Below are 13,081 nucleotides of genomic sequence, written 5' to 3' on the forward strand. Positions count from 1 at the left end.
GGCACTTTCCGGCGGTTGTCCACAGCGACAAAGATGTGACTTGGCCTACAGTCCATGCTCCCTTAGCTTTAAGGCAGTTGTACTGCCTCAGTCGGGGGCGGCAGTCGCATTGGGGAACTCATGGATGCTGTTCGGATCGTGGAGGATGAAGTCCGCGAGCTCATCCGGCGCCGCGGGCTCGACCCGCTGAGGCAGGCGGGCGAGGTCAGGCGCCTGGTTGAGGCGGCGGTCAGCGACTACGACGAGCGCGCACTGATGGGGCCGCTGCCGCCCATCGGCCCGCTGGAAACCGCCCGCAGATATGTCTACGACGCCGTTGCCGGCTTCGGGGCATTGCAGCCCCTGCTCGATGACCCGACTATCGAGGAAATCTGGCTGAACGCGCCCAACGAAATCTACGTGGCGCGAAACGGAGAATCTGAGCTGACCTCCCTGAGCCTCTCGGACCAGCAGGTCAGGGACCTCGTGGAGCGCATGCTCAAGAGCTCCGGCCGCCGCCTCGATATGTCTTCGCCGTTCGTGGACGCTGCGCTCCCCGACGGGTCCCGGCTCCACGTAGTCATTCCCGACGTCACCCGGCGGCACTGGGCTGTCAACATCCGAAAATTCGTGGTCAAGGCGAGCCGGCTCGAACACCTAGTGGAGCTCGGCACGCTGACTCCCCAAGCGGCGCGTTTCCTTGGCGCCGCAGTGGCCAGCGGACTGAATATTCTGGTCTCAGGGGCGACGCAGGCCGGTAAGACCACCATGCTGAATTGCCTGGCTGCCAGCATTGGCGCGCGGGAGCGGGTCATCACCGTTGAAGAAATCTTTGAACTGCAGTTTCCATTGCGTGACGTGGTTGGTTTGCAGTGCCGGCAGCCAAACCTTGAGGGCGAAGGTGAAATCCCGCTGCGAAGGCTGGTCAAGGAAGCCCTCCGGATGCGGCCGGACCGCCTCGTGGTGGGAGAGGTCCGGGAAGCGGAAAGCCTGGACATGCTGATCGCACTCAATTCCGGGTTCCCGAACAACGTTCATGCACAACACACGTTAAACTGTTCCCATGCAGATCAGGGCGGCGATTTACACGCGAATTTCAGACGACAAGGCGGGCGAGGGGCTGGGTGTCCGGCGGCAGGAGGACGACTGCCGGAAGCTCGCAAAGGAGCACGGTTTCACTATTACCGAGGTGTTTTCGGACAACGACATAAGCGCGTACTCCGGTAAGCGTCGGCCAGGATATGAGCGGCTGCTGAAGGCCCTGTCCGGCGGCGTGGTCGACGTCGTGCTGTGCTGGCACACTGATCGTTTGCACCGTCAGCCCATAGAGCTCGAAACGTACATTCAGCTCTGCAATACGCGGACGCCGGTGCCGGTGCGCACTTATGCTGTGAAGGGAGGCGAGGTCGATCTCGCCACTCCTGAGGGGATGCTCAAGGCGGGCCTGCTGGGCCAGATTGCCCGCTACGAGTCCCAGCATAAGGCGGACCGTGTTCGGCGCGCACAGGAGCAGATGGCGGCGTCTGGCAAGTGGCTGGGTGGGCGGCGTCCGTTCGGCTGGCATAAGCCCGCTGACGCTTGGGTGATCGAACCTGCTGAAGGCGAAGCTGTAGCCGACGCCTTCGCCGGAGTGCTCGCGGGCAAGAGTCTGGGCAGCCTCGTCGCCGGGCTGAATGAAGCTGGGATACTCACGACGGCGGGCAAGCACTGGGGTTATGCCCAGTTGCGCCAGATGCTTTTGCGTCCGCGTAACGCCGGGCTGGCGGAGTGGAAGGGCGAGATTCTGGCGACGCCCTCCGAGTTCCCGGCGTTGGTGAGCGAGGACGTTTGGCGGGCGGTATGTTCGATTCTTGCTGATCCGTCGCGTCGGCGCTCGCAGTCGAACAGGGCGGTCCACCTGCTGGCGGGCATAGCTCGTTGCCATTGCGGAGAGCCTGTTCGGTCAGCCACGGTTTCGGGGCGCAATCGTGAGAACTACAAGGTCTATCGCTGCCCTGCCAAGGGCACTGGGCATGTCGGGAAGCGAATTGAGTTTGTTGACGGGATGGTGGACGCCTGGGCAGCTGGGTGGCGGGACGCGGCTAGGGTGAACGATGCGCGTCGGGCCGTTGCGCCGGATATGGCTGCGGAGATTGCCAAGCTTGAGACTGAGGCGGCGGGGCTGCGGCGTCGTCTGGATGACTTCGCGATTCAGGCTGTTGAAGGTGAGATTACGCCGGGTCAGATGCGGACAATGACCGAGCATGCGCGGAGGAAGATAGCTGCGCACGAGTCGAGGATGGCTGAACTTAGGCTTTCAGCAGAGCGACCTGTCTGGTCGGGGGATGGGGTGCCCCCGGCGGCCACCCAAGCCGCAATGGCGGAGTGGCTGGCGTTGCCCCTGGATGATCGCCGGGACTGGATGCGGCAGAATCTGGAGGTCACCCTGTTGCCTCATGGCAAGGGGTCAACCAAGGTGTTCAATCCCGCGACAGTGAGGATCTGGCCGAAGGGATATGACCCCGACAAACTGGCGACGCCTGAGCGTCGCCGCAGCTACCGGGAGTGGATCGAATCCCTGCCTGCGCAGGTAGCCAGTTGATCGTTTATAAACGCAAGGTTAATTGAAACGCCGTCGCTGATCGGGGTAGCGTCCCGGTGTCGCGCCACTCGGGTTCGGCATGAGAGGTTGGCGGAAATAGTGAAGGCTTTTGAGCTGTTGTTGGATATTCCTGGCCTGGTCGTTGCGCGTGTAAATGGCGAGGTGCAGGTTAGGTGGGAAGCCCATCTCGTGACTGAGGCGGACCGCGACGCGCACCTCGCATCCGTTCTGCCCCAGCAGGCCTTGTAGCCTCACAAAGCAAGCCCCTGCCGTCAGGCAGGGGCTTCTCTGTGCTCTCGCTCAGGCCTTGGTGAGTTGTTCCATGCGCCGATACAGGGTTGCTCTGGACATGCTGAGGTCCCGTGCCACCTGTGCTGCCGGTTGTCCGGCTTCGATAAGCCGTCGCGCATTTTGAATTTGGCTGTCTGTAAATGAGGCTTTGCGTCCACCGAGGTCTTTGCCCGCTGCACGGCGCTTGCTGACTGAGTCGTTTATGCGCTCGCGTTTGATAGCCAATTCCATCTCGGCCAGGGCGGACATGACTGTGAACGTCATTTGGCCCATTGGTGTGGACGTGTCAACGTCCCCGCCCCCGAGGTTGAGCACTCGGAGGTTGATGCCACCTGCCTTGAGTTGGGTGGCGAGGTCGAGCATGTTCTGTGTTGACCGGCCCAGCCTGTCGAGGGTGGCGATTACGAGGGTGTCGCCTGCGTGGAGGGCTGCTAGTGCTTTATCGAGCGCGGGGCGGCTGGCCTTGGCGCCTGATACACCGTGATCGACGTAGAGGTCATCCCGGCGTACGCCTGCCCCGAGCAGGTCTTGCTGTTGCCTGTCGGCGTCCTGGGCTTTCGTGGAGACGCGGGCGTAACCGATGAGCTTTGACATTTGGGTTCCTCTCAAGGTGTCTCGTAAGAGTGTTTGTTTACACCGAATGTATCACATACTTGCGAGACATGGTTGCGAGACACATTCCGGGTGATATTTACGGGCATAGCTGGGTGTCTCGCTGATGTGTCTTAAAACCCATGGGTTGGGAGACGGCAGCAATCTATAGTGGGTGACTGGCTGGCCGTGTGGGCCGCACAACTTTGGGGGAGACATGGATCAACAGACTGCCCAGATGCTGGTTGCAGGGGGAGGGTTCGCGGCCACCTTGCTGGGCGTCGTGATCACCCAGTCATTCAACAGCAGAGGCGAGACGCGTCGACGCAAGCATGAGGCAAAATCGCGGTGGCATGAAGAAAACTATCGCGTCTGTGCGGCCATCGTCACTAAAGCTACGGCTGTGGAGCGGAGCCTCTATAGCGCGGCCGCAATGTTGGACGACAACGAGCGGGAGCAGCGCATGCCAGGGACCAAGAGCATTCTGCTTTCTCCAGAGGAAGGCATCGAGGGAGTCTTCGACAGGATCACGAGGGAGATCATCGTTGAAGCCGTCGAAGACGGGTTCAAGGTTCTTGATGAGATGGATGATCTGACAGGAGAACTGGCCATCATCGGCAGTCCAGAGCAGGCTGCGACGGCGAGGCTGCTGGCAGACCAAATGCTCGATGCCGTCGGCTCCTTGGAGATGTTCGCCCATCCATCGGATGCCTATGGGGAGATACTGGCCATACGCGACGCGAGGGAATCTTTCGCCGAGGCTGCCCGCGACAACCTGGTGGCCGCTGCTGAATGACCAGGGGGGCGACCCCTTCAGGTCGCCTCCCTCGCCCGGTAGTGGTTAGCACGTTTTTTTGCGTACGGGTTAGGAACTTTTTTGTATCCTGTGCTTGTTGAGCCCGCAGCTTCTACTTCTGTTTTAGAACAGGGTAGGACTCAGCTTTGGCAAGCTTTGCTTCTTGGCTTCGATGTACGGCAGTATCGTGGGCGGCAATTCAGGACGCTTGCCTGCTAAGAGTTCAGCAATGGTGATGTGCTGTAACAGCGGGAACTGCTGACTGTTCGCGGGGTGCACATAGAGACCGCCGTGATCAATCGCATCCTTCACGCCCCGAGTTGCCTCACCAAAGGTGATTAGAACTCCCATTTGCGCCTTTTGGGTTTCTACGGTTCCCTTCAAATCCCTCACCATGCCGGGGTTTAAGTTCTTGCCGCCCTTCACGGAGACAAGGACTTTACCGATCTTGCCTGAGCCATCAATTGGGAAGCGCGCCACACCATCAATGCCCTTGTCGCCAACCTGTTTCTGATTGGGCTCCGCGTTGATCATCGATACTGCCCATCGCTCAAAGTCGAAAGGTGATCGGTCGAATAAGGCTTGTGCACTGAACAGATCACGTGGGATGCCGTTGACCGCAAAGGTTTCTTGAATCGTGGTGCCATGAGTGTGCTGAAGACGCTTCACGATTAGGTCAATCGCAATGTACGTGACATCGATCCCAATCCAGTGACGGCCCAATCGCTGCGCCGCGTCCACAGTGGTTCCGCAGCCGCAGAAAGGATCAAGTACAACATCGCCGGGATTGGAGCTGAGCGCGACGATGCGTTCCAACAGGGAGACCGGCTTCTGCGTCGGGTAGCCCAACTTTTCAGCTGCCCCAGCGCCTATTGGCTTGATATCCGTCCACACATCCTGAGGACCAATGCCAGGCATATCCTCCGCGAATAGCATCAGCCGTGGTTGGCCAGTGCTTCGGTGGGCGAGCTTACCGTTTCGAGCGAACTCGATCAGGTTGGCCTTTGAATAGGCCCAAAACCGGTTGTTGTACGGTCGAACCATTTTGTAGGACCAACCCTCAAGCGGCGTTAGATACTCGTCATCGAGATCAGCTTGCCATGGGTCATTGCCGAACCGCTTAACCGGCCAATCAAAGCTAACGTCTCCGCCCGGCTTCGCCGCCGACAGGTCGCCTTCCTTATACAGGCGACCATCATCAGCGATGTGACGGTACTCGGATTCGAGATACTCATCATCGTAGGGCGTAAAAAAGGGATTCCAAGTGGCCAGCTTGTCCTTGGTATAGAACAGGATCACGTCATGGACTGCGCCAAGAGCTGTGCGGCCTTGCTTGGTGTCGTTGTGAGCCCCTGTGCGCTTCCATATGATTTCATTCTTGAATCTTGCTGGACCAAAGATGCTGTCCAGCAAGATTTTCAGGTAGTGGCTCATCGTCGGATCACAGTGTAAATAAAGTGATCCGGTGCTTCTCAGAACGCGGTGGAGTTCGACCAGCCGGGGAGCCATATTGACGAGATACGCCAGAGCATCGTTTTCTCCCAGTAGCGTACGGAAGGCTGAAAGGGCGTCAACAACCTTGCCTGGGCCGGTGGAAACGAACTTGTTGTATTGAACCTCGGTTTGATGAGTCCAGGTCCATGTGTCCTCAAAAGCTTCAATCTGAGCGGCGTTGTCGCCATCCGTCTTACCGTTGCGGGAGAAGATAACGGAGTAGTTGCGGTTGCTGTTGAACGGGGGATCTAGGTAGACCAGATCAACAGATTCGTCCCTGACGTACTGGCGCAGCACATCGAGATTGTCCCCGTAATAAAGCTGATTCTTATCCACGTCCCTCACCCTAGCTGATGACAGTGGCGAGCCCTTGTCTTTACTTGGGGGGTGATTCTGTGTCAGCCCCTGCAGGGCAGGGCCGAAGCCCTGCCCTTTGTGCGGTGACCTATTTAGCCCATTCGGGGGCGCTTTCGAGCGGTTTGCCATGCTGGGCATGGAACAGGGCGTAGCGTACGGCGCGTTCCATGCTGGCCTCCGTGATGTGGAGGTCGCCAACCTCCACCCATTCGGCGGGGTGCTGGCTGATTCGGGCCTTGATGACGGGCATGTCCACGATGCCGTTGCTGCTGGGTTCGTGCTTGATCCAGGACCAAGGCTTGCCGGCCGGAATGGAGCGGGTGATGAATCCGTCTGCGGTGCGGACCTGTTCCTTCTTGGCATGGACGTAATCCGTTTCGCTGAGGCGTTCCTTGATCATGACGTCGAGCGCGGCGTCGTGTTTGCCTGCCGCCACCGTGAGTTCTGTCGCGGCTTTTTTGACGGCGGTGTAGAACTTGCGCCACGCAGCGGCGCCACCGTCTGTCATGACTCCGGCAGTGCCGTCGTGAATTTCTGCTGCGAGCTGTTGGCCGCGCTTCATTGCAATTTCTCGCTCCAGTTCGGCGATCTTCTTGGCATGGTCGTTCTCGGCGATGATGGCTTCGCGATGCCGGGTGTCGGCGGTGATCTGGTCGGCCATGCCGTAGGCAGGGTCGCCGTTGAGGATTGCCTGGCTTACGAGGTCTTTGTGCTGCTGGGCTTTGGCGAGTTCGGCAGCGTGGGGTGCGTGTTCCCGTTTGGCGGCGTTGAGCTTGGCGAGGGCTTCGAGGATCAGGGTCTTGTGATCGGTCAAGGTGGTTGTCCTTACGGTGGGTTGGTTCCGTCGCGCGTCAGCGTGGCGGGGCTGGGTGTGGCGCTGTGCGCCGATTATTTGCCACTTTTCGTGGGGCCGGTGGTGCAACACCCGGTGGCAGTCAGGAGGGTGTCAGATCGGCAGCAATCGCCTGTAGCGAGACCTGTTTGGGCCGGACAGCTAGTGAGGGCAGTAGCCCTTCTTGTGTTCGCCCCAAGCCGCACGGGCGGCGCATGGGCTGCACCATCCTGAGGTGATGAGCTTGTTCTTGCGTTGATCCCAAGTGCGTGCTTGTCGGATAGTTTCGGGCTTGGCCAAAGAGACGTTTCCTATGCGCTAGGCGGCTAGATGGTATTGGTCGGGGGTTGTGCCGGGGAGCCCGAGTGCCTGGGCGAACTGTTCGGCGGTGTCCGACCATTGCCGGACGTAGCGGGTTGGGGTGATCCACTGGAGGGGGTTCTTGGCTCGCTTGGTTCGGAGCCGGGAGTTTTCCTTGGCGCTGACCGGGAACAGGTGGTCGGGGCGGACGCACAGCGTGTTGGCGCAGACATGGTCTAGTTGCTGTCGGGTGCCGTGGCCTCCGATGAAGTAGGCGTATGACCACCTGTGACCGAGCCATTCGCGGCTCCGGAATGGGAATAGGGGGTATCCGTCTATGTTTTGATTTCCGTGCCATGTCCAGCATTCGCCGTCGGCGTGCAGGCTGTATGTGAATCGGTGGATGGCGCCGTTGAGTGTGGCCGGTTTTGCAGCGTGGATGATGAGCGGTTCGTGTCCGCGGCATTTGCCCTGCATCTTCCTGTCGCGTGTGCATCCGGGGACGTCGCATTTTGCGCGCGTGCGGTAGTCGGCCTTGTAGTGTCGCTGGCATTTCCGGAGCGCATGGATGGGCTGGTTGCAGTCGGTTGTTGCGCATTGTCTGGCGATGGTTTGTAGCCTCCTAGGCTGTCAGAGATGGCGGTTCTCGGTTTGTCCCGAACGGCAAAAAATTCTGGCGGGTGGTGCGGGCTGGTTTGCCCAGTGCTGGCAAGGATTATCTGCGGGCCTGGCACCGGCCAATGTGAGAGGCACCCTTCCGTTGGTTGAAGGGTGCTGGGTGCAGGCTGTTTGGTGGATCGTGCATGCACCGGTGTGGCGCTTCCTGCGAAGCCCTAGCGGAGCAGGGCTAGCGCGGGAGGGTGAGCGGCCATCCAGCCCTCGTGACGTCAGTGGTCTGCCGTCTTCTGGCGTATCCGCGGTCGATGAGTTGGTGCATGGCGCGACCGGTGCGGTCGTGGCCGAGCCCGGTTGCCTTGCGGAGTTGCAGCCAGCTACAGCGAGCCAACGTTCCCGGACCGGTGTAGCAAGTGAGGGCGTAGGCGATGCGCCTAGCATCGGGGCTAAGTCGAATGTCCGCTTCGATGTGTTCGTGGTAGCGGGTCTGAAACGCTGTAAAGCGGGTCATGGTCTTCCTTCGTGTTCAGGGCATGAAAAAAGCCCGGAACCGGTAGGTTCTCGGGCTTGAGGGAGTGTGCCGCTAGTTGGTGAGGTGTGTCCACACCTGCCGATTGAGGATCTGGCTTATGAGTTGCCTGCTGGTGCGGTATTCAGTGGCTAGTTCGGCTTGTGTGGTGATGCCGGGCGAGTAGCGGCCACGAATCTCCCTTACCTGTTCCGCCGTGAGCTTGTGGCGGGGGTGTTCTTCCCCTTGTAGGTGCGGCATGGTTCCTTTCTTCTTGCATTCACTGGCGTTGTCCGGGGGCGTTTCGCATCCTCCATTGGTATAAGAATGTCCAACTCGACGATTTTGGACACAATGTAACAAAGGTCACACTTTGCGACTCTCTGAACGGGCCCTCTACTGCTTAGGGGAGGGGAAATCTCTGATTTCCCCTCAAGCGTGGGCGGCAACACATTGCCGACCGTAGTTGCCCTCCATGGGTCTATGCCTGTTACTCGGGGCTGCGAGTAACAGGCATAGGAGCAACGTCACAATCGCTGTTCGGACTCCGGTGCACGACGTCGCGACAAGCAACTTAGATTTGAGTCGGCTTCCGACTCATATACTTGTGCCAACGCCGTGCACGTGGAGAAGGGGACTTACCATCGCAGATTTTTATGGTTCACCGATTGCTAACGCAATATTGGTGACCGCTCTGATTTCAGGGGCTGCGCTGGTGTGGTCTATTGCAACTGCCGAGCAGTCAAACGAACCCAAGGTGGTTCGGTTCAGGACATTGCCGCTCATGATTTTGGTTGCGACGGCATGTTCGACACTGTTCCTCGCCTTTTATGCATTTGCTTTCCGAGCAACAGAGTTTTACCCATCCGGTGATCCGTCGCAGGCGCCCAGCGGTTCGCCCTTTGGTGTGAGAGTTCCAGCAATCACTGTTGCGGCCGGTCTGTTTGGCGGGGTTTTGTTCGTCGCGTTTACGGTGCTGAAGTATCGGAGTCACGTCCAGGCGGATGAACGACTTGACATTGAGCAGCGAGAAGCGAAGTTGAAAACTGCTGAACACTTCAGCGAGCGCTTCGGTCAAGCTGCGGAAATGCTAGGGTCCGAAAGGTCAGCGACCAGAATCGGCGGCGTCTACGCCCTGGCGGCTCTGGCTGATGAGTGGCGGGAAAGCCGTCAGCAGTGTGTTGACCTTCTGTGTGGGTATATGCGGACGCCAATTCAAAAGTCACCTACATGGGGAAGTGAAAACGAGTCAGTCTCTGCGAAGGAAGAGATACCGCCGCCGCCGTCGACTCCCAGATTGCTCCTTCCGAGGCCCGAGAATAGTCCTATCGTCGTTGAGCTTGACGTGATTGCCGACTATCGGAGCGAACGGACACGCATAGCCGGGGCATATGTTGAATCTTCACGCGCCGATGAAGTGGAGGTTCGAAGAGCTGTTCTGTCTTCAATAGCCCGTGGCACTAGGCGCTCCTTGGATGACGCGACGTCGTGGTCGGACATGACCTTTGACTTATCAAGGTGTTATCTGCCAGGCGTGGATTTTTCTGGCTGCCGATTTCTGCAGAAAGTCGACTTCAACGGTTCAATCTTCAGCGGAAGTGCAAACATGCGTGAGGCTTTTTTTGCGCAGAACGCCCAGTTCGATGGATGCATATTCACTGGCCGCGCATGGTTTTCAAGAGTGATATTTGCAGGTCATGCCTGGTTCAGGGCGGCTGAATTCTGTAAAGAGGCGCGGTTCGGTGGGACGGTTTTTGAAGCTGGAATGCTGTTCAACTTCGCGTATTTCAATGAAGTGCCACACTTCAGGGATAACAGCCTCGGCAATCGAAACGCGGATGTATTGCAGGAAATACCGTTCGCCAACTGGGACGGCGTGCGCTTCGAAGGTGACTTTACAGCCTGCCCGGATGCCCAAACGCCATCAGTCTGGTCGTCCTTCAGCTACAGGCAACGGGGCTATACGCTCACTTGCGAGCAGCCCCACGATGACCGGGCGATGAGTCTTTCAAATATTCACGACAGCTAGACGGCGCTCTGATCATGCGTTGCCAGCAAATAGGGCCGGATCGATCTACTATGCAAGGGCCTAGTGACGGACGGCAAAATGGGTAATCAAGCTGGATGGGGTAGATGTGAACGGCAATTCAAAACCACTTAGTTTTCTGAAGGGCGTTGCTGCTGTAGCCCCATCAGCTTCCCCAGAAGCGCTCTTCGGAGACTTGCCAAAGTTGACGACTGGTGTGCCTGCCCTGTGGTCGCATCAAGCGGACCAGCTCCGTACGTACTTTGACAAACATAGGGCCGCTCCCAACGTCGCCCTGGAACTTCCAACGGGCTCTGGCAAGACTCTGGTTGGCTTGCTAATTGGGGAGTGGAAGCGTCGTGCGCTCAGACATCGTGTCGTATATGCCTGCCCAACAGTGCAGCTGGCCAACCAGGTGGCTAGGGCTGCGGGGGATCAGGGGATTGCCGTAAGTCTCCTGACGGGGCGAAGCGCGGAGTGGGACCGGCGAGACCTCCAACGTTACGTGTCAGCGGAGCGGCTGGCAGTAACGACGTATTCGCACATATTCAACACAAATCCACGTTTCCACGATGCACAAACGCTTCTGTTCGACGATGCCCATGCCGCTGAGAACTACGTAGCCGAGGCATGGTCTTTTAGCATTCTTCACGATGAAGGCGTGTACGCAGCCTTTCTAGCTGAAGTTTCCGACTCGCTGGACACGGACCTCGTGGCGCGTCTGTCCCAGCCTAGGAGCGCCACGGCCGGATTTGACTCGGACGTTCGGCTCATACCAACTTCTGTAATTGACCACCACTCGGCAGCTATCGAGGCCCTATTTAGCGAAGCGCTCACGGACAATCGTCGATTTTCGCTTTCGTGGTTGAAGGACAACCTCAGGTCATGTTGCTTTTACATTTCTGGACGAAGCCTTTACGTGCGCCCGATGATACCGCCAACGTCCAGCCATCCTGCTTTCACTGATCCCGACCAGAGGCTGTACTTGTCGGCGACCCTCGGAGGTGCCGGAGAGCTCGAACGTGCCTTTGGTGTGGCCCGCATTCAGCGCGTGCCAGTCCCAGACGAGTGGAGTCGGTCGGGCAGCGGGCGAAGGTTTTTTGTGTTCCCTGATCTCGCAGATTTTGACGGTGAAAGCGAGTATGACCAGGAGGGTTTGACGCTCGCTGCCATTCGTCGAGCGGATAAGCGAATGGTACTAACACCCAGCCAATCGGAAGCGGATTCGGTAGCCGAAAAGCTAGGGCTGGATGGGTCAGAGCGTTTCGAAGTTAAGCAGAGCGATGACTTTGCCGCCTTCCGAAAAGCAGACCGTGGGACGCTCCTTGCGCCTAACCGGTACGACGGCATGGATCTGGCCGGCGACGCCTGTCGCATGATGTTGATGCTGAATTTGCCCTCAGCAAGTCATCCGCAGGATCAGTTTCTAGACGGGCGGCTCAGGGCTAAGGAGGTTCTCGCAGAGCGAGTGCGGACTCGTATAGTGCAGGGATTTGGTCGGTGCACACGTGGCCCACGTGATTATTCTGTGGTCGTTGTAGCCGGAGATGAGCTCGTCAACTACTTGTCACGGCATGAGAATTTGGAAGCCCTACCTGTTGAGCTGCAGGCGGAGCTTGCCTTTGGAAAACTGGCGAGTCAAAACTCGCCAGAGGACGTCCTTAGTTTGATAGACAGCGCCTTAGCGCAAGACACTCTATGGCAGACGGAAGCTGAACCCACCCTGTCCAGCATGCGCGCCGAAATGACGACTTCGCAAAGTAGTGCGAGTTCCAAGCTGGGCCAGACGACGGTGAATGAGGTGCTCGCCTGGCAGGGGTCTTGGGGTGGAGATTGGGCTCGAGCCGGGCAGTATGCCCAGGCGGTGTTTGAGGCGCTGACAGAACCGCCTCTAAAGCCTTATCGGGCGCTCTGGGCCTATCTTGGTGCGAGTTGGTTTGGTCTGGCTAACGTTCAAAATGAGTCAGGGCTGGCGCTCAAGGCAGAAACCTTGATGAAGGAAGCGCGTGCGGCTGCAGCAGGAACGACGTGGCTCCGGGAGCTCGATCGACCGAGCCCAGACACAGTCATCACGGAAGAGATGGACGATGGGGCCGTTGCGTCCATTATCGACCTGCTCAACGGAAGGTTCCGGAAGCTCGGTAAGTATGACAAAAGCCATGCTCGAATGATGGCAGGCCTATCGGATGTTGAGTCGGCTGGCTATGAAGCTGCACTTGTTCAGCTGGGGGAATTTCTCGGCGCACGTTCGTTCAAGCCGAATTTTGATGGGCGGACTGATGCTGTTTGGATGTGGCCAAAAATTTGGATAACCGTTGAGGCCAAGAGCGAGCAAAAATCTGCAGGGGTTATAAGCATGGAGTACATCCGGCAGACCAATACGCAGTTGGACTCGTTGGCCAGCGACGTCGACGCTGAAGAAGTACCTTCCTTCAGCTTTAGTTTGATCGTGTCCCCAAAGTTGGTCGTTCAACCTGATGCCGTTCCCATTGCCAGGGACCACGTGTACTTGGGATCGCCGCCGATCATCTTTGTTCTTGCTGTGGACGTAGATCAAGCGTGGAAGCAGCTTAGGGCTTTGGACACGTCTGCTGACAACTTGGACTCCTCCGTTGAGAAGATTATGTGGCAGTATCAGCTCCTTCCATCGCAGGTTCACGAAAGACTAACGTTGCGCAAAGTGCGGTAGGCCGCAGGACTCCGTTCTGCTC

The 13,081-nt window shown here is 58.3% G+C and carries 9 protein-coding genes and 1 pseudogene; 6 read left to right on the top strand and 4 right to left on the bottom strand.

Annotated elements, in window-relative coordinates; all coding sequences use genetic code 11:
- Nucleotides 1-120 precede the first annotated feature (120 nt).
- The gene (locus tag J2805_RS10670) at nucleotides 121-1,206 is read left to right on the top strand and encodes a CpaF family protein (protein WP_309975904.1); all 1,086 of its coding nucleotides are present in this window, start codon (nucleotides 121-123) and stop codon (nucleotides 1,204-1,206) included.
- Nucleotides 1,100-2,560 (top strand): recombinase family protein, encoded by a 1,461-nt coding sequence (locus tag J2805_RS10675; RefSeq protein ID WP_309976311.1) that lies wholly within the window; start codon nucleotides 1,100-1,102, stop codon nucleotides 2,558-2,560. Before J2805_RS10670 ends, J2805_RS10675 begins: the two co-directional genes overlap by 107 nt.
- A 300-nt stretch (nucleotides 2,561-2,860) precedes the next feature.
- On the opposite strand, the gene J2805_RS10680 is transcribed toward J2805_RS10675, so the two are convergent.
- The gene (locus J2805_RS10680) at nucleotides 2,861-3,445 is read right to left on the bottom strand and encodes a recombinase family protein (protein WP_309975906.1); all 585 of its coding nucleotides are present in this window, start codon (nucleotides 3,443-3,445) and stop codon (nucleotides 2,861-2,863) included.
- A 214-nt stretch (nucleotides 3,446-3,659) separates the two neighbouring features.
- Between J2805_RS10680 and J2805_RS10685 the strand changes: the two genes are divergently transcribed.
- On the top strand, nucleotides 3,660-4,238 hold the full coding sequence (locus J2805_RS10685; RefSeq protein WP_309975908.1) for a hypothetical protein: 579 nt from the start codon (nucleotides 3,660-3,662) through the stop codon (nucleotides 4,236-4,238).
- A 123-nt stretch (nucleotides 4,239-4,361) separates the two neighbouring features.
- Here J2805_RS10685 and J2805_RS10690 read toward each other — a convergent pair whose 3' ends face one another.
- The 3 genes from J2805_RS10690 to J2805_RS10700 all read right to left on the bottom strand — a co-directional run bounded on the left by J2805_RS10690 (nucleotide 4,362) and on the right by J2805_RS10700 (nucleotide 7,698).
- Nucleotides 4,362-6,068, bottom strand: a complete 1,707-nt coding sequence (locus J2805_RS10690; RefSeq protein ID WP_309975909.1) for a DNA methyltransferase — start codon at nucleotides 6,066-6,068, stop codon at nucleotides 4,362-4,364.
- 109 nt (nucleotides 6,069-6,177) lie between these two features.
- Nucleotides 6,178-6,903 (bottom strand): hypothetical protein, encoded by a 726-nt coding sequence (locus J2805_RS10695; RefSeq protein ID WP_309975912.1) that lies wholly within the window; start codon nucleotides 6,901-6,903, stop codon nucleotides 6,178-6,180.
- Between the two features lie 336 nt (nucleotides 6,904-7,239).
- Nucleotides 7,240-7,698 (bottom strand): HNH endonuclease, encoded by a 459-nt coding sequence (locus J2805_RS10700; protein WP_309975914.1) that lies wholly within the window; start codon nucleotides 7,696-7,698, stop codon nucleotides 7,240-7,242.
- A 1,331-nt stretch (nucleotides 7,699-9,029) separates the two neighbouring features.
- Here J2805_RS10700 and J2805_RS10705 point away from each other — a divergent pair.
- The 3 genes and pseudogenes from J2805_RS10705 (at nucleotide 9,030) to J2805_RS10710 (ending at nucleotide 13,059) form a co-directional block, all read left to right on the top strand.
- Nucleotides 9,030-10,373, top strand: coding sequence for a pentapeptide repeat-containing protein (locus tag J2805_RS10705; protein ID WP_309975916.1), 1,344 nt, complete (start codon nucleotides 9,030-9,032; stop codon nucleotides 10,371-10,373).
- 214 nt (nucleotides 10,374-10,587) lie between these two features.
- Nucleotides 10,588-10,974 (top strand): annotated as a pseudogene (locus J2805_RS23915) (DEAD/DEAH box helicase); the annotation flags it as partial.
- Nucleotides 10,975-11,472: 498 nt separating this feature from the next.
- A complete protein-coding gene (locus J2805_RS10710) occupies nucleotides 11,473-13,059 on the top strand; it encodes a hypothetical protein (RefSeq protein ID WP_309975917.1) in 1,587 nt (528 codons plus the stop codon).
- The last annotated feature ends 22 nt before the right edge of the window (nucleotides 13,060-13,081 follow it).

Source organism: Arthrobacter oryzae, from assembly GCF_031454875.1.
GTDB lineage: Bacteria > Actinomycetota > Actinomycetes > Actinomycetales > Micrococcaceae > Arthrobacter > Arthrobacter oryzae_D.

Excerpts from the sequence above, each read along its gene's own strand:
- J2805_RS10700 (WP_309975914.1), bottom strand. The coding sequence starts at position 7,698 with ATGCAGGGCAAATGCCGCGGACACGAACCGCTCATCATCCACGCTGCA.
- J2805_RS10680 (WP_309975906.1), bottom strand. The coding sequence starts at position 3,445 with ATGTCAAAGCTCATCGGTTACGCCCGCGTCTCCACGAAAGCCCAGGAC.
- J2805_RS10685 (WP_309975908.1), top strand. The coding sequence starts at position 3,660 with ATGGATCAACAGACTGCCCAGATGCTGGTTGCAGGGGGAGGGTTCGCG.
- J2805_RS10670 (WP_309975904.1), top strand. The coding sequence starts at position 121 with ATGGATGCTGTTCGGATCGTGGAGGATGAAGTCCGCGAGCTCATCCGG.